Consider the following 21485-nt stretch of genomic DNA (forward strand, 5'->3'; position numbering starts at 1 on the left):
GTGGCGGGCGGAGGGCGGGCTGGTGGCGCTGTCCTCCGGCAACCATGGGCAGGCGGTCGCCTGGGCGGCAGCTGCGCCAGGTAGTTCCAGGCGCCGCGCAGCTTGAAGCTGCCGGTGTGCTGCAGGCCCTCGGCCTTGACCAGCACGCGGCCGCCCAGGCGGGCATTCAGCCGCTCGCTTTCCAGCAGCGGCGTCTCGATCGCGACGCCGCGCAGCCGTGCCGCGGCCTCGTGCAGCTCCGACAGCGGCGGCGGCAGCGCTTCCCAGGGCAACGGGTCGCGCGCGGGGTCCGGCGTCACGGCCCGGCCGCCTCGCCGAAGCGCCCGACGGGCACCCCGGCAACCTCGACGGGGAAAGCGATCACGGTGCCAGGCTGCGGCCCGCCCGGGCCTGTGCTGGCCAGCGAGGTGACGAACAGGGTCTTGCGGTCGGCGCCGCCGAAGCAGGGCATGGTCGGCGCCGCGACCGGCAGCGGGATGCGCTCGACGATCACGCCCTCGGGCGAGATGCGGTTCAGCACACCGGCGCTGATGCCCGCGCTCCAGTAGAATCCTTCCATGTCGACGGCGGCGCCGTCCGGCAGGCCCTGCGCCTCGGTCAGCGTCAGCAGGCGGCGCGGATCGGTGGCGCTGCCGCTGGCGGGGTCAAAGTCGAAGGCCTGCACGAAGGGACCGCGGCTGTCGGCGTGATACAGGGTGCGGCCATCCGGGCTCCAGGCCAGGCCATTGGAGCAGCGCAGCCCGCCCATGATGCGGGCGGCCTCGCCGGACGGCGTCACCCGGTACAGCGCGGCCACCGGCTGCCGCTCCGCCCGGTCGTCCAGGCTGCCGACCCAGAAATTGCCGTCCGGACCGACCTTGCCGTCGTTCAGCCGGTTGCTGGCGGGCGACGGCTCGGGATGGACGAGGAAATCGAGCGCGCCGCTGCGCGGGTCGAACAGATGCACGCCGTTGCGCAAGGCGACGACCAGGCGGCCCTCGGACGCCAGGCCAAGGCTGCCGACCTGCGCCGGCATGGCAAAGTCGCGCAGCCGGCCGGTTTCCGGCTCCAGGCGCAGCACCCGCTGCTCGGCGATGTCGACGAACCACAGCACGCCGTCCCGATCGTCCCAGACCGGGCTCTCACCCAGCGTCAGGGGACGGTCGATCAGCTGTCTCACGTCGGGGCGGTGCATGCCTGACCTTTCCTGGTGCCGCGGCATGAGGCCAATTTTCGTATATCAGAGTCAACGGCAGAATCGCGACCCGACCCAGAGAATCGGGATTGCACCGGATCTCGGTTTGTTTTGATATTTCAAAATCACCTTCAGGCCCGGCTCGGGCCACGTCTCCTGGGGAGCGTCCTGCCCATGCCTCGCCGCCGAACCCTGCTGAGCGCCGCCGCCGCCGCCCTTGCCGCCCCGGTCTTCACGCCCGCCGTCGGCCGGGCCCAGAACCGCTCGGTCCTGAAGTTCATCCCGCAATCGGACCTGGCGCTGCTGGATCCGGTGCAGACCACCGGCCTGGTGACGCGCAACCACGGCGCCATGGTCTTCGACACGCTGTATGGGCTTGATGCCGGGTTCGTGCCGCAGCCGCAGATGGCGGCGGGCCACAGCGTGGAAGATGACGGACGCAGCTGGCTGATCACCCTGCGCGAAGGCCTGACCTTCCACGACGGCGCGCCGGTGCTGGCGCGCGACGTGGCCGCCAGCATCGAGCGCTGGTCACGCATCGACGCGCTGGGGCAGACGCTGCGCGCCCGCGCCGAGGAGATCGTCGCGGCCTCGGACCGCGTGCTGCGCATCCGGCTGAAGCAGCCCTTCCCGCAGCTGCCCTTCGCGCTCGGCAAGGCCTCGGCCACCTGCTTCATCATGCCGGAACGCCTGGCCCGCACCGACATCGCCGCCCAGGTGAGCGAGATCATCGGCAGCGGCCCGTTCCGCTTCCTGGCGGGCGAGCGCATGGCCGGGCAGCGCGCCGTCTATGAGAAATTCGCCGGCTACGTGCCCCGCGCCGAGCCACCGAGCTTCATGGCGGGCGGCAAGGTCGTGAAGGTGGATCGCGTGGAATGGCATACCATTCCCGATGCCTCCACCGCCGCCGCGGCCCTGCAATCGGGCGAGATGGATTGGTGGGAGCAGCCGATCCCCGACCTTCTGCCGGTGCTGAGGCGCAGCCGCGGCATCGCCGTCGAGGTGAAGGACAAGGGCGGCTATCTCGGCATGATCCGCTTCAACCACCTGCATCCGCCCTTCGACAATCCGGCGATCCGCCGCGCCTTCCTGGCCGGGATCAATCAGGCGGACTACATGATCGCCACCATGGGGTCCGACACCAGCCTGTGGAAGGACCGCGTCGGCTTCTTCACCCCGGGCTCGCCGCTGGCGAACGAGGCGGGGCTGGACGCGCTGACCGCGCCCCGCAGCCTGGACCGCGTCAGGCAGGCGCTGGCGGCGGCGGGCTACAAGGGCGAGAAGGTGGTCTTCATCGTCCCCAGCGACCTGCCTTCGCTGAATGCGATGAGCGAGATCACCGCCGACCTGTTCCGCCGCGTCGGCATCAACCTGGACTACCAGGCGCTGGACTGGGGCACCGTGCTGCCGCGCCTCTCCTCGCGCAACGCGCCGGACAAGGGCGGCTGGAGCGTCTGGTGCAACTACCTGCCCGGCATCGTCGCGGTTAATCCGGCGGGCAATTCCTTCATGCGGGGCATTGGCCAGCGCGGCCCGGTCGGCTGGCCCTCCAGCGAGCGGCTCGAGGCGCTGCGCGACAGCTTCCTCGAAGCCACCGATGCGGCCGAGCAGCGCCGCATTGCCGGCGAGATGCAGCGCCAGGCCTTCCAGGACCTGCCCTATATCCCGACGGGCTTCTACTACCAGCCCACCGCCTACCGCACGAGCCTCCGCAACATCGTCGAGGGCTTCCCGGTCTTCTGGGGCCTGGAGAAGGCCTGAGCCGATGCAGGACGAGGATCTCGGCTTCGCGCCGGCCACCGCGCTGGCGCGGATGATCGTCGACAAGGTGATCTCGCCGGTCGAGCTGACGACCGCGCTGCTGCGGCGCATCGCGGCGCTGGAGCCGCGGCTCAACGCCTTCGCCCTGCTGGTGCCAGAGCAGGCGCTGGCCCAGGCGCGCGCCGCCGAGCAGGCGGTGATGCAGGGCGCGCCGCTCGGCCGCCTGCATGGCGTGCCGATCACCATCAAGGACCATGAGGCGATCGCCGGGCTGCCGACGGAATTCGGCAGCGCCACCCGGAAAGGCGACACCCCTGGCTTCACCACGCCGATGGCCGCGCGGATGCTGCAGGAAGGCGCCATCCTGCTCGGCAAGACCACGACCTCCGAATTCGGCTGGAAGGGCGTCAGCCAGAGCCCGCTGACCGGCATCACCCACAATCCCTGGAAGCACGGCTACAACGCCGGCGCCTCCTCCGCCGGGGCGGGCGTGGCGGCGGCGGCAGGCTATGGTCCGCTGCACCAGTCCGGCGACGGCGCCGGATCGATCCGCATGCCCGCGCATTTCTGCGGCGCCTTCGGCTTCAAGCCGAGCTTCGGCCGGGTGCCGGTCTATCCGCCCGGCACCGGCGACAACACGCTGCATCTGGGCCCGATGACGCGCAACGTGGCCGATGCGGCGCTGATGCTGCAGGTGATGGCCGGGCCGCATCCCTGGGACCCGACCAGCCTGGAGGCGCCGCCCGCCGACTATACAGCGCTGCTGCGGCAGCCACCCGCGCGCAGGCCTCGCATCGCCTTCAGCCCCGATCTCGGCCATGCGCGGGTGGATGCCGAGGTCGCGCAGCTGGTGCGGCAGGCTGTGGAGGGGCTCGAGCAGGTGCTCGGCCACGCGGTGGATCAGCCCGGGACGCCCTGGGGACCGCAGGGTCCGGAGCTGGCGCGCTATTTCTGGCCTGCGCATTTCTCCCGCTTCGGCGAGCTGCTGCCGCAATGGGAAGACCAGATGGATCCCGGCTTCGTCGCCTGCATCCGTGCCGGGAGCGGGACGACGGTGGCCGAGTATCAGCGGATGCGCATCCGCAAATATGCCTATGGCGTCGAGATCCACCGCTTCTTCGAGGCCTGGGATTTCCTGCTGACGCCAGCCGTCTCCGTCGCGGCCTTCCCGGCCGACCGGCTGCAGCCGGAGCACTGGCCGCAGCACCCCTGGGACTGGCTGAGCTGGGCGGAATTCTCCTACCCCTTCAACCTCTCCGGCAATCCGGCCTGCTCCATCCCCTGCGGCTTCACGGCAGCCGGATTGCCGGTCGGCCTGCAGATCGTCGGCCGCCGCTTCGACGACCTCGGCGTGCTGCAGCTGGCAGCGCAGTTCGAGGCGATCCGCCCCTGGGCGCAGCACCGCCCTCCCCTCGCCATGCTGGCATGAAGGAAGATCAACCGTGACCTATTGGGCTTTCGTGACCGGCGGCGGCGGCGATATCGGCGGCGCCATCTGCCAGGCCATGGCCAGGGATGGCTGGAACATCGTCTGCGTCGACCGCGCCATCGACCGTGCCGAGGCGGTCGCCGCCGCCGTGCGGGGCGCGGGCGGGCAGGCGCTCGCCATCGAGGCCGATGTGACGGATCCGGCCGCGGTCGCGGCGGCGGTGGGCCAGGCGCAGGCGCTGGGCGAGATCCGCGCGCTGGTGAACACGGCGGGCAAGGCCCATGCCATTACCCTGGGCGTCACCGACGCCGCCTCCTGGCGCGCCGATTTCAGCGTCAACCTGGACTCGGCCTTCCTCTGCGTCCAGGCCCTGAAGGGCGCGCTGATGGCGCAGGGCGGCGTCATCGTGAACATCGCCTCGGTCAATGGCATCGGCGTCTATGGCTTCCCCGGCTACAGCGCGGCCAAGGCGGCGCTGATCCACATGTCGCAATCGATGGCGGTGGAGTTCGGTCCCGCCGATGTCCGGGTCAATGTCGTGGCCCCCGGGACGGTGCGCACCCGCGCCTGGGCGGCGCGGCTGGAGGCCAATCCCGCGCTGTTCGACGAGCTGAAGTCGCTCTGCCCGCTGCAGCGCATCTCCGATCCGGAGGACATCGCCGAGGCGGTGGTCTTCCTCGCCTCGAAGCGGGCCTCCATGATCACCGGCGCGGTGCTGGCGGTGGATGGCGGGCTGTCCACCGGCGTCGCTGCGGTCGGGCGCGCCGTGACCCAGGAACGCCATCGCTAGGCCGGCCCCGGCCTTCTCCCCCTCCCATGACAGGACCAGCCATGCCGCCGACCGACACCCTGCCTGCCGTCTCCGCCACGCCCGCGCTGACCACCCTGCTGGCGGGGCGCCCTCCTGTCATCGCCATCCTGCAGGTCGATCGGATCGAGGATGCCGTTCCCTTGCTGGATGCGTTGGAGGCGGCCGGCATTCCCGCCATTGAGGTGACGCTCCGATCGCCGCAGGCGCTTCCCGCCATCGAGGTCATGCGGCGGCGGGCCGATCGCGCGGTGATCGGCGCCGGGACGCTGACCCGGCCTGCGCAGTTCGCGCAGGCGCGCGAGGCCGGGGCGCGCTTCCTGGTCAGCCCGGGCCTGACGTCCGGGCTGGCGCAGGCGGCGGCGGCCATCGGCCTCCCCTTCATCCCGGGCGCGGTGACGCCCAGCGAGGTGCTGGCCGCGCGCGAGCACGGCTTCACCGAGCTCAAGTTCTTCCCTGCCGAGCTGCAGGGCGGCGCGGCCTGGCTGCGGCACATGCAGCCGCTGTTCCCGGATGTGCGGTTCTGCCCCACCGGCGGCGTCTCGGCCGCCAATCTGCAAGGCTATCTCGCGCTGCCCAATGTCTTCGCCGTGGGCGGTGTCTTCATGGCGCCCGCCGAGGCGATCCTGGACAGGAACTGGCCGCGGATCAGGGAGCTCGCCCGCGCAGCCGTGCTGGCAGCGGAGGATCGTCCGGCTTGAGGCGCCAGGCTGACGGCCGCGCCACAAGCTGCCATACTTCGAGGCCTCGAAGGACAATGACGCATTGACCCTGTCTGACGATATTCCGGATGCGGAGCTGAGTGCCCGGAGCAGCCTCTCCGACAAGATCTACACGGAGCTGCGGGTCGCCCTGATGTCGGGCTACTACGAGCCCGGCGACCGGCTGAACATCCGCAAGATCTCGCAGCTCAGCCAGACCTCCCCGACCCCCGTGCGCGAGGCGGTGATGCAGCTCGTGCGCGAGGGGGCGCTGGAGCTGAAGACCGGATACCAGCCGCGCGTCCCGGTGCTGTCGCCCGAGGCCTATCTGCGCATCCTGGAAGTCCGCGTGCCGCTGGAACGGATGGCCACCGTGCTGGCGACGATGCAGGTGACGACGGCGATGCTGGAAGAGCTGCGTGCCATGGACCGGGATTTCATCGCGGCCGAGCGCGGCAATGAATGGAAGGCCGCGATGAATCACAACCGCGCCTTCCATTTCTGCATCTACCGTGCATCCGGCAACGAGGTGCTGGTGCGCACCATCGAGAACCTCTGGCTTCTCACCGGCCCCCTCGTCGGCCGACAATATGTGGAGACCATCCACCGGGCGTCCGACGCCGCCCTGCACGGCCAGATCGTCGACGCGCTCGATCGCCGCGCACCCCATGAAGCGAGCGACCTGGTGGTGCATGACCTGCGCTACGGCGCCCGCGTCATCCTCGAGCGGATGCGCGCCGCCGGGACCCGCCGGAAGCCGCGCGCCGCCGAGGCGGTGGCATCCTGAGCGATCGGTCGCGCGCCTCCGGACTGGCGGAGCGCTGCCTCAGCGGGCTTCCCTGCGGGTGATGCCGGCGATGAAGGGCACCATCAGCACCGCCACGACGGCGATGGCCGCGGCGATGTAGCCGATGCTGCCCACGCCCATGTGGTTGATGGCGCCGCCGCCGATGATGGCGCCGAGGCCGATGCCTGCATTCGCCATGGAGACGTTCAGCGTCCCGGCCAGCGCCTGGGCATGCGACGCCGAGCGCATCACGCGCACCTGGCAGATCGGGTAGAGCGCGGTGTTGGCGAGGCCCCAGATGGCCAGCGCGACGACCAGCCCGGCCTGGTTGCCCGCCAGCGGCACGGTCGCCGCCATGCCGACCGCCAGCACCAGGGCAGCGCCCAGGGTCGCCTGCAGCGGGTTCCGGTCCACCAACAGGCCGCCCAGCCCATTGCCGGCCAGCCCGACCACGCCGAAGCCCATCAGCCACCAGCCGACCGCGGCGGGCGCCACCCGCGCCACCTGCTCCAGCAGGTCGGCCAGGTAGGTGTAGGAGGTGAACATCGCGGTGAAGATCACCACCGAGAGTGCGATGTTGGCCAGGAACACCGGGTCCCTGAGAATGCGCATCTGGTGCGACAGCTGCACGCGCTGCGGCCGTGCCAGCCTTGGCATCACCCTGACCAGCAGCAGCGCCATCAGCAGCGACAGCACGGCCAGGCCCCCAAAAGTGCCGCGCCAGCCGAAGGCGTCGCCCGCCAGCGTGCCCAGCGGGATGCCGAAGACCATGGCGCCGGAGATGCCGAGATAGACATTGGACACCGCCTTCCCGGCACGCCCGGGACCAGCGATCTCCGCCGCGGTCTCGCTCGCGGTGCCCCAGAAGACCGGCAGCGCCAGGGCGGGCAGAAAGCGCCCGAGCGCCAGCACCCAGATGTTCGGGGCGATGGCCGCCAGCGCGTTGGAGCCGGCGAAGACCAGGAGCAGCCCGACGAATAGCCGCTTGCGGTCGTGATGCGACAGCAGCCCGGTCAGCACCGGACCGAACAGCATCACCGTGAAGGCGAAGAGGGTGACGAGCCAACCGGCGGTCGCGACCGAGACGCCGATGTCCCGCGCCAGGCTCGGCAGCATGCCGACGATGACGAATTCGGTGGTGACGATGACGAAGGCGGAGATCGCCAGGAGCAGCACGGGCAGTGAACGGCCCGCGAGACGCGGGTTCTCCCGGGCATGGTTGGCCGAATGCATAGCGATAGACACGGTAGCCTCCAGAAACGGTCTCCGCGCCCTATAGCCTTGACCGGATATCCATGCCCGCGGCATTATTTCGCCTCATTATGGACTTGCAGTCCATAATCATGGAAGGCCTCCATGCTGCCATCGGAACGTCTCAAGGGCATCGAAGCCTTCGTGGCCGCCGCGGATCTCGGCAGCTTCACCGCGGCGGCACAGCGCCTGAACCTGACCACCTCGGCCATCAGCAAGAGCGTTGGACGCCTGGAGGTCCGGCTCGGCTGCCGCCTGTTCGAGCGCACGACGCGCAGGCTGGCGCTGACCAGCGAGGGCGCCGCCTTCCAGGCCACCTGCGTGAAGGTGTTGGCCGAGCTTGCCGAGGCCGAGGCGGTGCTGGCGGCGCAGGCTTCCGAGCCGGTCGGCCGGGTCAAGCTGGACGTCCCCATCGCCTTCGGCCGCCTCCGGGTCATGCCGCTGCTGCTGCGCCTGGCGGAGCGGCATCCGGCGCTGCGGCCGCATGTCACCTTCACCGACCGCTACGTGGATGTCCTCGAGGAAGGGATCGACGTCGCCGTCCGCATCGGCCAGGCGCAAGGCCTGAGCGACGGCCTGGCGCGGCGCCACCTTGGGAGCGAGCACCGCATCTTCTGCGCGGCGCCCGCCTATCTCGCGCGACGCGGCGTGCCGGGGAACCGGCGCGACCTGCTGGCGGCGGACCGCATCCTCTATGGCCGCTCGGACGGCACCGCATCGGCCTGGCGCCTCGGCGGGACGGACGGCGACGAGGACAAGGCCAGCGACGCCCGTCTGGTGCTGGGCAGTGCGGAGGCGCAGGTGGAGGCGGTGAAGGCGGGCTTCGGCATCGCCCAGCTCGCCACATGGCTCATCCAGCAGGAGCTGGACCGCGGCGAGCTGGTCGAGGTTCTGCCCGACTTCGCGACGGAAGGGCTTGCGCTGCAGCTGGTCTGGCCGAAGAGCCGCCAGCTCAGCCCGAAGGTCGACGCGCTGCTGACCTTGCTCAGCGCCGAGCTTCGTATCGACTGACGGCCCCGGCGACTGCCTGCGGCACCGCACACTGCCGGCATCGTCGGGCGATTGGCAGGCCGCGCTCGTCTGCTGAGGTCCCCCGCCAGGCTATGGCCGCGTTGCCCCCTCCGGTCACTTAGGGCAGGCAGAAGGAAGACGCCCGCCTCTCCGCTGCAGCCACGGGACGACATGCACGGCCAACGCATCTTGCAAGGGCGGCGGCCGGCGTTCTGGCGTCAACCGTCAGCCGTTGACTATTGGGTGGATATACACCTAATAGAGGTCATGGCCGGAACCGACGCAGCCCTCCCCTCCCTCGAGCTCGTGGCCCGCAGCTGTCTCTGCCGTCGTGTCCAGCATGCCAGCCGGGCCATCGGCAAGCGCTTCGACGATGCCTTCCGCCCGGTCGGCCTGAACAACTGGCAGTTCACCCTGCTGATGGCTGTCACCGCCGAGGCCGGTCCCACGGTGAACCAGATCGCCGCCGAGCTCGGCATGGATCGGACCACGGCCACCAAGAACCTGCGCATCCTGGAACGCCGCGGCCTGATCGAGATGCGGGTGGACGCGCAGGACCGGCGGATCCGCCGCAGCGCCCTGACGGCCGAGGGGCAACAGGTGCTGCAAGCCGCCCTGCTGCGCTGGCGTCAGGTCAACGACGCCGTTGGCGGCAGCCTGCGCCCGGAGCAGCTCGCCAGCCTGAACGCGGCGCTGGAGACGATCGCTCAAGCCTGAAACAGGAGATGGGCCGCGGCGCGGTCGTCTTTCTTTCGAATTTACGTGGATATCCACTCTTATGCCGCAAGCGCCTGCCCGCAACCTGAGGTGAGAACGACATGCGATACCTCAAGCCGATCCTTCTGGCCCTCGCCGTCCTGGGCGGCGGCGGCGGCGCGATCCTGCTGCTCCGCCCGGCCGCGGTGACCGCGGCACCGGACGATCCGCGACGCGCCGCCCCCGTGGTGCGGACCGCGCTGGTCGAACCGGCATCCCGCGTCGAGCGCGGCTATACCGGCGTCATCGCCGCCCGGGTGCAGAGCAATCTCGGCTTCCGCGTCCCTGGCAAGGTGACCGAGCGCCTGGTCGACACCGGCCAAGGCGTCCGTGCCGGTCAGGCGCTGATGCGCCTGGACCCCCAGGACCTCTCCCTGGCCCTGACGTCGCGCCAGAAGGCCGTGGACGCGGCCCGCGCCCAGCAGGTCCAGGCCCAGGCGGACGAGCTGCGCTACCGGCGCCTGATGGCCGATGGCTGGGCCTCGCGCCAGCGCTACGAGCAGGTGCGGGCAACCCTCGATGCCGCCCGCGCCCAGCTCGCCGCCGCGCAGGCGCAGGCTGAGGTGGCCCGGAACGAGGCGGGCTATGCCGTGCTGGTCGCCGAGGCCGACGGCACCGTCATCGAGACCCTGGCCGAGCCCGGCCAGGTGGTCCTGGCCGGGCAGCCGGTGCTGCGTCTGGCCCATGGCGGCGCGCGGGAGGCGGTCGTGAACCTGCCGGAGACCGCGCGGCCCGCGATCGGCGCCGCCGCCGAGGCCAGCCGCTTTGGCGGCGTGCCTGAACGCTCCCGCGCCGTGCTGCGGCAGTTGTCGGATGCCGCCGACCCGGCAAGCCGGACCTATGAGGCGCGCTTCGTGCTGGACGGCGATGCCGCGCTGGCGCCGCTGGGCGCGACCGTCACCCTGTGGCTGCCGCCGCCAGGGGGAGATGATGCGGCGATGCAGGTGCCGCTCGGCGCCCTGCTGGATGACGGACGCCGCACCGGCGTCTGGGTGGTGGACACCGCCGCCTCGCGGGTGACGCTGCGCCCGGTCTCGGTGCAGCGGCTGGGCCAGGAGCACGCCGTGGTCACCGGCGTCGCGGCCGGGGAGCGGGTCGTCGCCCTGGGCGCCCATCTGCTGCATGCTGGCCAGGGCGTTCGCACCGGCCTGCCCGGGACGGCGACACCGTGAGCCGCTTCAACCTTTCCGCGCTGGCGGTGCGCGAGCGCGCCGTCACCCTGTTCCTCATCCTCGCCGTGGCCCTGGCGGGGACCAATGCCTTCTTCAAGCTGGGGCGGGCGGAGGATCCCTCCTTCACCGTCAAGGTCCTGACCGTGACCGTCGCCTGGCCGGGGGCCACGACGCAGGAGATGCAGGATCTCGTCGCCGAGCCGCTGGAGAAGCGGCTGCAGGAGCTGCGCTGGTACGACCGGGTCGAGACCATGATGCGCCCCGGCCTCGCCTTTCTCACCCTCACCCTGCGCGACGACACCCCGCCGGGCGAGGTTTCCGAGCAGTTCTACCAGGCCCGCAAGAAGCTGGGCGACGAGGCGCGCAGCCTCCCGGCGGGCGTCGCAGGCCCCTTCGTCAACGACGAGTATTCGGACGTCACCTTCGCGCTCTATGCGCTGCGCGCACCCGGCATGGCGCCGCGCCTGCTGGCGCGCCAGGCCGAGGCGATCCGCCAGCAGCTGCTGCATGTCCCTGGCGTGAACAAGGTGAATATCCTGGGCGAAAGGCCCGAGCGCATCTTCGTCCAGTTCTCCTATGCCCGCCTGGCGACGCTGGGGGTCTCGGCGCAGGACATCTTCGCGGCGCTGTCGCGGCAGAACGCCATGACCCCGGCGGGATCCATCGAGGCCCTGGGCCCGCATGTCGTCCTGCGCCTGCAGGGCGCCTATGACGATCTGCAGCAGATCCGCGACACGCCGGTGGTCGCCGCGGGCCGCACCCTGAAGCTGGCCGACATCGCCGAGGTCGAGCGTGGCTACGAGGACCCGCCCGGCTTCCTGATCCGCAATGCCGGCGAGGCCAGCCTGGCGCTGGGCGTGGTGATGCGGCCGGGATGGAACGGGCTGACGCTCGGCCGCGCGCTCGAGGCGGAGACGGCGCGCCTCGGCCACGCCCTGCCGCTTGGCGTCACCCTGGCCAAGATCACCGACCAGGCCGTGAACATCGCCGATTCCATCGGCGAGTTCATGCTGAAATTCTTCATGGCGCTCGGCGTCGTGCTGCTGGTCAGCCTGCTCAGCCTGGGCTGGCGCAGCGGGCTGGTGGTCGCCGCCGCGGTGCCGCTGACGCTGGCGGCGGTCTTCGTCATCATGCTGGAGACCAGCCGCTTCTTCGACCGCATCACGCTCGGCGCGCTGATCCTGGCGCTGGGCCTGCTGGTGGACGACGCCATCATCGCCATCGAGGTGATGGTGGTGAAGATGGAGGAGGGCATGGACCGGGTCGCGGCGGCTGCCTATGCCTGGAGCCACACGGCGGGGCCGATGCTGTCCGGCACCCTGGTCACGGTGATCGGGTTGATGCCGGTCGGCTTCGCCCATTCCTCGGCGGGCGAGTATGCCGGGAACATCTTCTGGATCGTCGCTTTCGCGCTGATCGTCTCCTGGGTCGTCGCCGTGGCCTTCACGCCCTATCTGGGCGTGCGCCTGCTGCCAGCGGTCCAGCCGGTGACCGGCGGCCATCAGGCCATCTACGCGACGCCCGGATACCGGCGGCTGCGCGGCATGGTGGCTTGGGCCGTCCAGCGGAAATTCCTGGTTGCCATCCTGGTCGTGCTGGTCTTCCTGGCCGCCGTGCTGGGCATGGGCCAGCTGCGCCAGCAGTTCTTTCCCGTCTCGGACCGGCCGGAGGTGCTGGTCGAGATCCGCCTGCCCGAAGGCAGCAGCATCGGGGTGACCGCCGACACCACGCAGCAGGTCGAGGCCTGGCTGCGGCAGCAGCCGGAGGCGCAGATCGTCACCAGCTATATCGGCCAGGGCGCGCCGCGCTTCTTCCTGGCCATGGCGCCGGAGCTGCCCGACCCCGCCTTCGCCAAGATCGTCGTGCTGACGCCCGATGCCACCGCGCGCGAGGCGCTGAAGCTGCGGCTGCGCGCGGCGATCGCCGAAGGGCTGGCGCCCGCCGCGCATCTGCGCGTCACCCAGCTGGTCTTCGGCCCCTATACCCCCTTCCCCGTCGAGTTCCGTCTGCGCGGTCCCGACCCCCAGCGCCTGCGCGGCATCGCCGAGGAGGTGCAGGCGGTGATGCGCGCCAATCCCGACACGCGCCAGGTCAACCAGGACTGGGGGCGGCGCACGCCGGTGCTGCACTTCGTCCTGGACCAGGACCGGTTGCGGCTGATCGGCCTGTCGCCCGCCGAGGCGGCGCAGCAGCTGCAATTCCTGCTGAGCGGCGTCACCGTCACGCAGATGCGGGAAGACATCCGGAATGTCGATGTCGTGGCGCGCAGTGCCGGGTCCGAACGGCTGGACCCCGCGCGCCTGTCCGGCTTCGCGCTGACCTCGCGGGATGGACGGCCGATCCCGCTGGAGCAGATCGGCCATGCGGCGGTGCGGATGGAGGAAGCCATCCAGAAACGGCGCGACCGCGTGCCGACCATGACGCTGCGCGCCGATATCGCCGAAGGTCAGCAGCCGCCCGAGGTCTCCCTGGCGGTGATGGCAGCCCTGGGCCCTGTCATCGCCCGGCTGCCGGAAGGCTATTCGATCGAGATGGCAGGCTCGATCGAGGAAGCCGGGAAGGCCAACAAGGCCCTGGCCGCCGTCTTCCCGCTGATGCTGGCGCTGATGCTGACGGTGATCATGGTCCAGGTCCGCTCCTTCTCGGCGACCGCCATGGTGATGCTGACCGCGCCGCTCGGCCTGGTGGGCGCGGTGCCGACCTTGCTGGTCTTCGGCCAGCCCTTCGGCTTCAACGCCATCCTGGGGTTGATCGGGCTTGCGGGCATCCTGATGCGCAACACGCTGATCCTGATCGGGCAGATCGACAGCAACCGCGCCGAAGGGCTCGATCCCTACGATGCCGTGGTCGAAGCCACCGTCCAGCGGGCGCGGCCGGTGATCCTGACGGCGCTGGCCGCGGTGCTGGCCTTCATCCCGCTGACCCATTCCGTCTTCTGGGGGTCGCTCGCCTACACGCTGATCGGCGGCACCGCCCTGGGCACCGTGCTGATCCTGGTGTTCCTGCCAGCGCTCTATGCCATCTGGTTCCGGGTTCCCGCCCGCCCGCTGGCCGCCCTGCACGCGGCACCGCCGGCCCCGGCGGGCGCGGCTGCGGAGTGACTCCGCACCGCCTCGATCGGGCCTGTGCCGCACGGTGCTGATCTGCGCGATCGGCGCCTGGGCGACCGGATCGCCCAGGCGCCGCCGCGGGTTCAGCGAGGCAGAGGGGTCCTGGAAGACCATCTGGGTGCGACGGCTGTCCCGGCGCCGCGCACGGCGCGACAGGGCGGCGACATCGGTGTCGCCAGGCAGGACGCTGCCGCCATCCGGTTCGATCAGCCGCAGGATGCAGCGGGCCAGCCTGGACTTTCCCGAACCGCGCCCGCCGGCGATGCTCAGCGTGCCACCGCGCGGCAGGGCCAGGCTCGCCGCCTCCACCGCCTGCACCCGGCGCGCCCGGCGGCGGAACAGACCGGTGCGGCCACAGGCCTTCTCGACAGCCCGCAGCTGCAACAGGGGCCGCCCCGCCACGACGCGGCGGCCAGTGGCCACGGTCAGAGGCCGGCACGGCGGCGATCAGCGCCTGGCTCCAGGCATGCTGCGGCCGGTTCAGCACGGCATCGCTGGGCCGGCCTGCACCACGCGCCCCTGCTGCATATCGGCGACCACCAGCGCATTGCTGCCGCCCCGACTGTTGATCCGAGCCAGATGTCCTGCCACGCCTTCAGCAGCGGCGGCGTCGAGGACCGCCGGATCGGGCATTGCAGCACGATCCGCCCGGCGGCGATGCGCGCCACCTCGGCGTGGAGAGCGAAGGCGCCGTCGGCATAGAGCTCCTCCAGATGCGCGACCTCGACGCCGTCCAGCCCGCACGTCGCGCCGGGCAGCGCGGCATCGGCCTTCAACCGCGCGACAGGTGGGCGGGAGAAGCGGAGCAGCATCTTGCTCGCCGGCAGCGCCCCAAGGGTTGCGGCGTGCAGCATGGCCTGGGCAGTCCGACCCCGCCGGGGCTTGCGCTGGCCCTGCCCCTGGCGCCTTGATGCGGCCGATCCAGGGGAGAAGACGGATGAAGGTGATCGGCCTGCTCGGCGGCATGAGTTGGGAAAGCTCGGCGGAGTATTATCGCATCATCAACCAGGCGGTGCGGGAGCGGCTGGGCGGGCTGCATTCGGCCGAATGCCTGATGTGGTCCTTCGACTTCGCCCGCATCGAGGCGCTGCAACACGCCGGCAAATGGGATGAGGCCACCGCCGAGCTGGTCGCCGCCGCCCGTCGCCTGGAACGCGCCGGGGCCGATTTCCTGGTGATCTGCACCAACACCATGCACCGCATGGCCGACGAGGTGCAGGCGGCGGTCAGCCTGCCGCTGCTGCATATCGCCGACCCCACCGCCGAGCGGATCAGGACGGCGGGGTTCCGCAAGGTCGGCCTGCTCGGCACCGCCTTCACCATGGAGCAGGACTTCTACAAGGGGCGCCTGGTCGCGCAGCACGGGCTGGAGGTGCTGATCCCCGACGAGGCGCAGCGCGCCGAAATCCATCGCGTGATCTATGAGGAGCTGGTGCAGGGCAAGGTGGTGGACAGCTCGCGCGCGGCCTACCGCGCCGTCATCGCCTCGCTGGTCGCGCGCGGCGCCGAGGCGGTGATCCTGGGCTGCACCGAGATCATGCTGCTGGTCCGCGCGCAGGACAGCGCGGTGCCGCTGTTCGACACCACCGCCATCCATGCCGAGGCGGCGGTGGAGCGCGCGCTGGAAGACTAGCCCTCGACCAGCCCCTTCAGCCCGGCGATCTCGGCGGCGCAGAAATCAAGGAAGAGGCGGATGCGTGGCGCCTGGCGCAGGTCGGGATGGGTCAGCAGCCAGAGGTCGCTGGCCAGCGCCGTCTCCGGCGGCGCCAGGCGGCGCAGCGCCGGCCGCGCATCGCCGAGGAAGCAGGGCAGATGGGCGATGCCCAGGCCGGCCTCGGCCGCCGCGGCCAGGGCCAGGACGCTGTCGAGCCGCGCAGCGATGCGCCCGGCCGGGACATGGCGGCGCAGGAAGCCGGCGGCCGGCAGGGAGGACAGCGGGTCGCCGGGGGCCAGCCAGGGCGCCTCGGCCTCGGTCAGCCCCGCGATCCCGTAGAGCGCCCAGGCGATGCGGGCGGCGCGGCGGCCGACCAGGGTCTCGGGCGGCGCCTCGCTGGCGCGGATGGCGACATCGGCGTCGCGCCGCGACAGATTGGCCGCCGCATTGCCGGTGACGATGTCGAGCCGCACGCCCGGATGGGCGGCGCGGAACCGGGACAGCACCGGCAGCAGCAGCCCGTGCAGCAGGGCGTCGCTGGTGGCCACCCGGATCTCGCCGGAGGCCGCCACGGCCTGGCCGGCCAGCCGCCGGGTCAGCTCGGTGATCTCGCCCTGCATGCGGGCGGCCAGCGCCGCCACCTCCTCCCCCGCCGCGGTCGCGGCATAGCCGGTGCGGTGGCGCTCGAAGAGCGGGGTGCCGAGCAGCGCCTCGATCTGGCCGAGGCGGCGGAAGACGGTGGAATGGGCGACACCCAGCCGCGCCGCGGCGGCGGGCAGGCCCTGCTGCTCGGCGACCGCCAGGACCAGGCGGAAATCGTCCCATTCCAGGGTGTTGAGGGGGTCTGGCATCGGCCTCCTGGCGCGCCGGGGCAGGCATCCTGCGCCGATCCCGAATGCAATGCCACAGCACAGATTGCAAGATCATGATTGCATGGGTGCAATCGGTTGGTGCTGGATTCCGGCCGCCGGACGGGCGATCTCTGGCCTCGACGGAAGGCGCTGGCCTTCCCCGAAACCCTGAACGGAGGCCTCGAGCCATGTCGCAGTTCGGCATCCACCACGTCACCGCCATCTCCGGCGAAGCCCGCCGCAACGTCGATTTCTACACCCGCATCCTGGGCCTGCGCCTGGTGAAGAAGACGGTGAACTTCGACGATCCCGGCGCCTGGCACCTGTATTACGGCGACGAGGCCGGCACGCCCGGCACCATCCTGACCTTCTTCCCCTGGGCCCAGGCCGCCGAGGGCCGGCTCGGCGCCGGCGAGCTGCAGGAGACGGTGTTCCGCGTGCCGCAGGCCTCGGTCGGCTTCTGGACGCATCGGCTGACCGCCGCCGGCGTCCCGGAGCTCACCCGCAGCGAGCGCTTCGGCGAGACGGTGCTGAGCTTCCGCGACCCGGACGGCATGCGCCTCGCCCTGCTGGGCATGGCCGGCATCGAGCGCGAGCCCGGCTGGGCCAGCGCCGAGATCCCGGCCGAGCATGCGCTGCGCGGCTTCCACAGCGTCAGCCTGATGCTGGAGGACAGCGCCGCGACAGGGGCGATCCTCTCCGACGTGCTGGGCTTCGCCGAGGCGGCGCGCGAAGGCCATGTGACGCGCTTCCAGGCGCCCGGCACCGCCGTGGGCGGCATCGTCGACCTGCGCGCGGTGGGCGGGTTCCTGCGCGGCCGGATGGGGCGCGGCTCGGTGCATCACCTGGCCTTCCGCGCCGCCGACGACGCGGCTGAGGCCGAGATGGTGCGCAAGCTGGCGGCCAATCACGGCATCGCCACGACCGAGCAGAAGGACCGCAACTACTTCCGCTCGGTCTATTTCCGCGAGCCCGGCCATGTGCTGTTCGAGATCGCCACCGACGCGCCCGGCTTCGCCGTGGACGAGCCGGCCGAGCGGCTCGGCCAGACGCTGAAGCTGCCGCATTTCCTGGAGCCGCAGCGCGCCGAGATCGAGAGCCACCTGCCGGCGCTCTCGTAAGCTGATCCCGGGGGGAGCACCCTCCCCCCGGGGCTTCAGCGGCCGAAGCCGGCGAAGACCTGGCGGTCCTTGTTCTCGCGCATCAGCATCGAGAAGCTCGGGATCTTCTCGAAGCCGAGGCCGACCGGCGGCCCGCCCTCCGCATCGGGCTCGATCTTGCCATAGGCGGCGCCGGCGACCTTTTCCCATTTGCCGGCCGGCTTCTTCACCTCGAGATTGACCACCGTCGCCTTCATCACCAGGCGGACGATCGCCTCCTTCGGCGCCGAGGGCTTGGTCAGGCTGAGGAAGCCGCCCTGCATCGTCCAGCCATTCGCCGTCGCCCAGGCGGTCAGGGCGTCCTGGTCCATCATCCTCGCATCCTCCTCTGCTGCCCCACCGGTCTAGCCGGTCCGGACAGTGGCTGTCAGGCGGAGAGATGCTCGACCAGGATGCTGACGCCGAGGATGACCAGCGCCACGCCGCCCAGCATCTCGGCACGGCGGCCGAAGCGGCGGCCGAGCAGGCGGCCGGCCAGCATGCCGCCGGTGGCCAGGCAGAAGGTGGCGCCGCCGATGGCGGCGGCGATGATCCAGATGTTGACCTCGAGGAAGGCGAGCGAGACGCCGACGGCCATGGCGTCCAGGCTGGTGCCGACCGCCGTCGCCAGCAGCATCCAGGAGGAGCGGCCGGCGGGGACCTCGTCCTCGTCGCGGCGCAGCGCCTGCAACAGCATGCGGCCGCCGACCAGGGAGAGCAGGCCGAAGGCGATCCAGTGGTCAATGCTGGCGATGGCGCCGGCGGCGAGCAGGCCGGCGCCCCAGCCGACGACCGGGGTGATGGCCTCGACGATGCCGAAGACCAGGCCGGTGCGCATGGCGTCGCCGAGGCGCGCGCGCTCGGCGGTGGCGCCGCGGCCGAGGGCGGCGGCGAAGGCGTCGACCGACATGCTGAGCGCCAGGACGGCGATGGCGGTGGGGGACATTCTTTCGATCTCACGCGGGCAGTCTGCGGAGACGGCCTGCGAGAAGCCCAGGCCCCGCATCCGTCCCGGTCTTGCCAGATCGCCCTGGAAAAGGACGACACGCCGGGCCACGCGCCGGGTGGCGCGAGCATGTTGACCCGGTTCCGCCTGCCGGCGGTGGCTACTCCCCGATGGCCGCGTGGTACCGCGCCCGGCCACAGCACGCAAGTTTTTCTTCAAGAAAATCAGTGACTTGTAGTGCCTTCTGGGTTATGGACCCAGGGCTACATCGTGGAGCCTCGCGACCCGCCTGTGGCCTTGGTCGCGCGACAGCGGGGACAGAGAGAAGGGGGTCCGGGGGAATTCATTCCCCCGGCCTGGCCTGTGCTCAGTGCAGGCAGGCGGAGGAGGTGGTCGCGGTCCAGGCGAACCGGGCCCGGAAGGCGTGCCGCCGCAGCGCCTCGGAGGCCCGCGGCATGATGTGGCCAGCGGCGTTGAGCCGGGCGATGAGCTGGCCGATCCAGGCGGTGGCCTGGGCAGCGTCCTCGGTTGCGACCATGCGGGTGAGCAGGGCGGTGGCGTCTTCGTCGCGCCCTTCCTGCTGCAGCGCGAGGACGTCGAGCAGGTCGAACTCGTCGCCGCTGACCGCCGGGTGGCAGACGCAATTGACGTCGAGCATCCGCACGGCGCCGTTGTTCAGCGTGGTCATGAAGCCGTTCAGGCAATGCGCGGCTTCCGGCGCGCCGAGATCGCCGTACATGGCCTGGATCTCGTCGGCGACGGCGATGCCGCGGGACAGGCCGAGCGCCCAGGCCCGCATCGACCAGAGCAGCGCCCCTTCCAGCTCGGGCAAGGCGTCGAGGCGCTCGGGGAAATCGATCACCGACATCGTGGCTTCCTGCTGCTGTGCTGACGGAGGCATCGCATTCATGCGACTGCGAGTCATTATCATTTTTTGGCCGAGAAAAAGCCGCCGCCGGACGGGGCGCATGGCCCGGCCCGGCGGCGGCGGAGACATCAGGCGGCGAGCACCCAGTGGCCCGGGGCGACCTCGGCGAGCTGGGCGCCTTCCGGCGGCGGCACCAGCTCGTAGGGCAGGCGCCGGCGCAGCAGCTCGCGGTCCGGATCCGGGATCGGGGCGGCCGAAATCAGCGCGCGGGTGTAGCCGTGCTGCGGATTGGCGAAGACCTGGTCGGTCGGCCCCATCTCGACGATGCGGCCGCGCAGCATGACGGCGACGCGGTGGCAGAGGTAGCGCACCATGCCGAGGTCATGGGCGATGAACAGATAGGCCATGCCCATCTGCTCCTGCAGGTCGAGGAACAGGTTGATGATCTGCGCCTGGATCGAGACGTCGAGCGCGGTGATCGGCTCGTCCGCCACGATCAGCTTCGGGCTGAGCGCCACGGCGCGGGCGATGCCGATGCGCTGGCGCTGGCCGCCGGAGAACTGGTGCGGGAAGCGGTCCATGAAGCGCGGGTCGAGGCCGACCTTCCTGAACAGCTCGGCCACCGCGTCGCGGCGCTCCGACGCATTGGCGACGACGCCATGGACCGAGAGCGGCTCGCCCACGCTCTCGCCCACCCGCATGCGCGGGTTCAGCGAGGAATAGGGATCCTGGAAGACCACCTGCAGCTTCTTGCGGATGGGCGCCAGCCCGCCGCCGCGCAGGCCGGTGATCTCCTGCCCCTCGAAGAAGATGCGGCCGTCGGTCGCATCGTCGAGGCGCAGCACCAGGCGGCCGGTCGTGCTCTTGCCGGAGCCGGATTCACCGACCAGGCCCAGCGTCTCGCCCGGCGCGATCTCGAAGGAGACGTCGTTGACGGCGCGCAGCTTGGCGGTGGCGCGGCCGAACAGGTCCTTCTTGGTGACGAAGTCGCGGGTCAGACCCTCGACGCGGAGCAAAGGGGTCATGGTCATGCGGCCTTCTCGCGGACGGAGCGCAGGTCGTACCAGGCGGCCACCATATGGCCGGGCGCACCGCCCGGGGCCTGCTGCAGCGGCGGCGCCTCGACCAGGCAGCGCTCGGTGGCATAGGGGTTGCGCGGCGCGAAGGGATCGCCCGCCTGCGGCTTGAACATGTCGGGCGGCTGGCCGGGGATCTGGCTCAGCCGGGGGCGGCGCCCCTGGGCATCGACGACGACCGGCGCGTCATGGTCCGGCAGCGAGCGCAGCAGGCCGTAGGTATAGGCGCTGCGGGTGTCGTGGAAGACGGCGCGCGTGGGGCCGCGCTCCATGATGCGGCCGCCATACATGACCTGGATGTTGTCGGCGATGCCGGCGACCACGCCCATGTCATGGGTGATCCAGATCATCGCCATGCCGAGCTTCTTCTTCAGGTCGCGCATCAGGTCCAGCACCTGGGCCTGCACGGTCACGTCGAGGGCGGTGGTGGGCTCGTCGGCGATCAGCAGCTTCGGCTCGCAGGCGATGCCGATGGCGATCATCACGCGCTGCCGCATGCCGCCGGAGAATTCGTGCGGATACTGGTTCACGCGCTTGTGCGGGTCGGGGATGCCGACCAGGTCGAGCAGCTCGATGGCGCGCTGCTTCGCCGCGGCGCGGCCCATCTTGCGGTGGCAGATCAGCGCCTCGGTGATCTGGGTGCGGACCGAGAGCACCGGGTTCAGCGAGGTCATCGGATCCTGGAAGATCATGCCGATCTCGTTGCCGCGGATGTCGCGCAGCTCGCCCTCGGACATGGCCAGCAGGTCGCGGCCGTTGAACCTGGCGGTGCCGCGGACGATCTTGCCGGGTGGCTTGGGGATCAGGCCGAGCATGGAGAGCACGTGCACGCTCTTGCCCGAGCCGCTCTCGCCCACCACGCCCAGCGTCTCGCCGGCCTCCAGGGAATAGCTGACGCCGTTGACGGCATGGATGGAGCCGTCGGCGGTGTCGAAGCGGACAGCCAGGTCATTCACTTCGAGCAGGGGCATAGGCGGCTCCACGTCCGGGT

The 21485-nt window shown here is 70.9% G+C and carries 21 protein-coding genes and 1 pseudogene; 11 read left to right on the forward strand and 11 right to left on the reverse strand.

Annotation, left to right across the window (positions count from 1 at the left end; all coding sequences use genetic code 11):
• Both BKE38_RS20955 and BKE38_RS20960 read right to left on the reverse strand, forming a co-directional pair.
• The coding region (locus BKE38_RS20955; RefSeq protein WP_242662518.1) for a pyridoxal-phosphate dependent enzyme at window positions 1-299 on the reverse strand (299 nt) is incomplete at its 3' end.
• On the reverse strand, window positions 296-1174 hold the full coding sequence (locus BKE38_RS20960) for an SMP-30/gluconolactonase/LRE family protein (RefSeq protein WP_076959190.1): 879 nt from the start codon (window positions 1172-1174) through the stop codon (window positions 296-298). The genes BKE38_RS20955 and BKE38_RS20960, both read right to left, overlap by 4 nt.
• 174 nt (window positions 1175-1348) lie before the next feature.
• On the opposite strand from BKE38_RS20960, the gene BKE38_RS20965 reads away from it, so the two are divergent.
• The 5 genes from BKE38_RS20965 (at window position 1349) to BKE38_RS20985 (ending at window position 6660) form a co-directional block, all read left to right on the forward strand.
• Entirely contained in the window at window positions 1349-2935 is a 1587-nt protein-coding gene (locus tag BKE38_RS20965; RefSeq protein WP_076959191.1) for an ABC transporter substrate-binding protein, read from the forward strand.
• Window positions 2936-2939: 4 nt separating this feature from the next.
• Window positions 2940-4364: an amidase gene (locus BKE38_RS20970; RefSeq protein WP_076959192.1), complete on the forward strand. Its 1425-nt coding sequence runs from the start codon at window positions 2940-2942 to the stop codon at window positions 4362-4364.
• Between the two features lie 13 nt (window positions 4365-4377).
• Window positions 4378-5154, forward strand: coding sequence for an SDR family oxidoreductase (locus BKE38_RS20975; protein ID WP_076959193.1), 777 nt, complete (start codon window positions 4378-4380; stop codon window positions 5152-5154).
• Window positions 5155-5195: 41 nt separating this feature from the next.
• On the forward strand, window positions 5196-5873 hold the full coding sequence (eda, locus tag BKE38_RS20980) for a bifunctional 4-hydroxy-2-oxoglutarate aldolase/2-dehydro-3-deoxy-phosphogluconate aldolase (RefSeq protein ID WP_076959194.1): 678 nt from the start codon (window positions 5196-5198) through the stop codon (window positions 5871-5873).
• A gap of 64 nt (window positions 5874-5937) precedes the next feature.
• Window positions 5938-6660, forward strand: a complete 723-nt coding sequence (locus BKE38_RS20985; protein WP_076959195.1) for a GntR family transcriptional regulator — start codon at window positions 5938-5940, stop codon at window positions 6658-6660.
• A 39-nt stretch (window positions 6661-6699) separates the two neighbouring features.
• On the opposite strand, the gene BKE38_RS20990 is transcribed toward BKE38_RS20985, so the two are convergent.
• Window positions 6700-7905 (reverse strand): MFS transporter, encoded by a 1206-nt coding sequence (locus tag BKE38_RS20990; protein WP_207553629.1) that lies wholly within the window; start codon window positions 7903-7905, stop codon window positions 6700-6702.
• 111 nt (window positions 7906-8016) lie between these two features.
• On the opposite strand from BKE38_RS20990, the gene BKE38_RS20995 reads away from it, so the two are divergent.
• The 4 genes from BKE38_RS20995 to BKE38_RS21010 all read left to right on the forward strand — a co-directional run bounded on the left by BKE38_RS20995 (window position 8017) and on the right by BKE38_RS21010 (window position 13951).
• Window positions 8017-8922 (forward strand): LysR family transcriptional regulator, encoded by a 906-nt coding sequence (locus BKE38_RS20995; RefSeq protein ID WP_076959197.1) that lies wholly within the window; start codon window positions 8017-8019, stop codon window positions 8920-8922.
• A 267-nt stretch (window positions 8923-9189) separates the two neighbouring features.
• Window positions 9190-9639 (forward strand): MarR family winged helix-turn-helix transcriptional regulator, encoded by a 450-nt coding sequence (locus BKE38_RS21000; protein WP_076959198.1) that lies wholly within the window; start codon window positions 9190-9192, stop codon window positions 9637-9639.
• Window positions 9640-9740: 101 nt separating this feature from the next.
• Window positions 9741-10850, forward strand: coding sequence for an efflux RND transporter periplasmic adaptor subunit (locus BKE38_RS21005; RefSeq protein ID WP_076959199.1), 1110 nt, complete (start codon window positions 9741-9743; stop codon window positions 10848-10850).
• Window positions 10847-13951, forward strand: a complete 3105-nt coding sequence (locus BKE38_RS21010; protein ID WP_076959200.1) for an efflux RND transporter permease subunit — start codon at window positions 10847-10849, stop codon at window positions 13949-13951. Before BKE38_RS21005 ends, BKE38_RS21010 begins: the two co-directional genes overlap by 4 nt.
• A 66-nt stretch (window positions 13952-14017) precedes the next feature.
• Here BKE38_RS21010 and BKE38_RS33835 read toward each other — a convergent pair.
• Window positions 14018-14383 (reverse strand): annotated as a pseudogene (locus tag BKE38_RS33835) (ATP-binding cassette domain-containing protein); the annotation flags it as partial.
• A gap of 2 nt (window positions 14384-14385) precedes the next feature.
• A complete protein-coding gene (locus BKE38_RS32910; RefSeq protein ID WP_207553630.1) occupies window positions 14386-14814 on the reverse strand; it encodes an NADPH-dependent FMN reductase family protein in 429 nt (142 codons plus the stop codon).
• An 83-nt stretch (window positions 14815-14897) separates the two neighbouring features.
• On the opposite strand from BKE38_RS32910, the gene BKE38_RS21025 reads away from it, so the two are divergent.
• The gene (locus tag BKE38_RS21025) at window positions 14898-15593 is read left to right on the forward strand and encodes an aspartate/glutamate racemase family protein (RefSeq protein WP_076959202.1); all 696 of its coding nucleotides are present in this window, start codon (window positions 14898-14900) and stop codon (window positions 15591-15593) included.
• On the opposite strand, the gene BKE38_RS21030 is transcribed toward BKE38_RS21025, so the two are convergent.
• Complete coding sequence (locus BKE38_RS21030; RefSeq protein ID WP_076959203.1) at window positions 15590-16465, reverse strand: LysR family transcriptional regulator; 876 nt, start codon at window positions 16463-16465, stop codon at window positions 15590-15592. The two genes, BKE38_RS21025 and BKE38_RS21030, sit on opposite strands and share 4 nt — an antisense overlap.
• Before the next feature lie 188 nt (window positions 16466-16653).
• Between BKE38_RS21030 and BKE38_RS21035 the strand changes: the two genes are divergently transcribed.
• Window positions 16654-17586 (forward strand): ring-cleaving dioxygenase, encoded by a 933-nt coding sequence (locus tag BKE38_RS21035; RefSeq protein ID WP_076959204.1) that lies wholly within the window; start codon window positions 16654-16656, stop codon window positions 17584-17586.
• A 35-nt stretch (window positions 17587-17621) separates the two neighbouring features.
• Here BKE38_RS21035 and BKE38_RS21040 read toward each other — a convergent pair whose 3' ends face one another.
• The 5 genes from BKE38_RS21040 to BKE38_RS21060 form a co-directional block, all read right to left on the reverse strand.
• Window positions 17622-17936 carry a hypothetical protein gene (locus tag BKE38_RS21040; protein WP_076959222.1) on the reverse strand — a complete coding sequence of 105 codons (315 nt, stop codon included), beginning with the start codon at window positions 17934-17936 and terminating at the stop codon, window positions 17622-17624.
• Window positions 17937-17992: 56 nt separating this feature from the next.
• Window positions 17993-18550: a manganese efflux pump MntP gene (locus BKE38_RS21045; protein WP_106409269.1), complete on the reverse strand. Its 558-nt coding sequence runs from the start codon at window positions 18548-18550 to the stop codon at window positions 17993-17995.
• A gap of 367 nt (window positions 18551-18917) precedes the next feature.
• Window positions 18918-19418, reverse strand: a complete 501-nt coding sequence (locus tag BKE38_RS21050; RefSeq protein WP_076959205.1) for a hypothetical protein — start codon at window positions 19416-19418, stop codon at window positions 18918-18920.
• A gap of 128 nt (window positions 19419-19546) precedes the next feature.
• Window positions 19547-20443 (reverse strand): ABC transporter ATP-binding protein, encoded by an 897-nt coding sequence (locus tag BKE38_RS21055; RefSeq protein ID WP_242662519.1) that lies wholly within the window; start codon window positions 20441-20443, stop codon window positions 19547-19549.
• A 2-nt stretch (window positions 20444-20445) separates the two neighbouring features.
• Entirely contained in the window at window positions 20446-21465 is a 1020-nt protein-coding gene (locus BKE38_RS21060; RefSeq protein ID WP_076959207.1) for an ABC transporter ATP-binding protein, read from the reverse strand.
• Window positions 21466-21485 lie beyond the last annotated feature (20 nt).

The sequence above is a fragment of the Teichococcus deserti genome, assembly GCF_001982615.1.
Classification (GTDB): domain Bacteria; phylum Pseudomonadota; class Alphaproteobacteria; order Acetobacterales; family Acetobacteraceae; genus Pseudoroseomonas; species Pseudoroseomonas deserti.

Bases quoted from the DNA above. Each gene is read 5' to 3' on its own strand.
- BKE38_RS20960 (WP_076959190.1), bottom strand. From the start codon at position 1,174: ATGCACCGCCCCGACGTGAGACAGCTGATCGACCGTCCCCTGACGCTG.
- BKE38_RS20965 (WP_076959191.1), top strand. From the start codon at position 1,349: ATGCCTCGCCGCCGAACCCTGCTGAGCGCCGCCGCCGCCGCCCTTGCC.
- BKE38_RS20970 (WP_076959192.1), top strand. From the start codon at position 2,940: ATGCAGGACGAGGATCTCGGCTTCGCGCCGGCCACCGCGCTGGCGCGG.
- eda (WP_076959194.1), top strand. From the start codon at position 5,196: ATGCCGCCGACCGACACCCTGCCTGCCGTCTCCGCCACGCCCGCGCTG.
- BKE38_RS20995 (WP_076959197.1), top strand. From the start codon at position 8,017: ATGCTGCCATCGGAACGTCTCAAGGGCATCGAAGCCTTCGTGGCCGCC.
- BKE38_RS21000 (WP_076959198.1), top strand. From the start codon at position 9,190: ATGGCCGGAACCGACGCAGCCCTCCCCTCCCTCGAGCTCGTGGCCCGC.
- BKE38_RS21005 (WP_076959199.1), top strand. From the start codon at position 9,741: ATGCGATACCTCAAGCCGATCCTTCTGGCCCTCGCCGTCCTGGGCGGC.
- BKE38_RS32910 (WP_207553630.1), bottom strand. From the start codon at position 14,814: ATGCTGCACGCCGCAACCCTTGGGGCGCTGCCGGCGAGCAAGATGCTG.
- BKE38_RS21025 (WP_076959202.1), top strand. From the start codon at position 14,898: ATGAAGGTGATCGGCCTGCTCGGCGGCATGAGTTGGGAAAGCTCGGCG.
- BKE38_RS21030 (WP_076959203.1), bottom strand. From the start codon at position 16,465: ATGCCAGACCCCCTCAACACCCTGGAATGGGACGATTTCCGCCTGGTC.
- BKE38_RS21035 (WP_076959204.1), top strand. From the start codon at position 16,654: ATGTCGCAGTTCGGCATCCACCACGTCACCGCCATCTCCGGCGAAGCC.
- BKE38_RS21040 (WP_076959222.1), bottom strand. From the start codon at position 17,936: ATGGACCAGGACGCCCTGACCGCCTGGGCGACGGCGAATGGCTGGACG.
- BKE38_RS21045 (WP_106409269.1), bottom strand. From the start codon at position 18,550: ATGTCCCCCACCGCCATCGCCGTCCTGGCGCTCAGCATGTCGGTCGAC.
- BKE38_RS21050 (WP_076959205.1), bottom strand. From the start codon at position 19,418: ATGTCGGTGATCGATTTCCCCGAGCGCCTCGACGCCTTGCCCGAGCTG.
- BKE38_RS21055 (WP_242662519.1), bottom strand. From the start codon at position 20,443: ATGACCCCTTTGCTCCGCGTCGAGGGTCTGACCCGCGACTTCGTCACC.
- BKE38_RS21060 (WP_076959207.1), bottom strand. From the start codon at position 21,465: ATGCCCCTGCTCGAAGTGAATGACCTGGCTGTCCGCTTCGACACCGCC.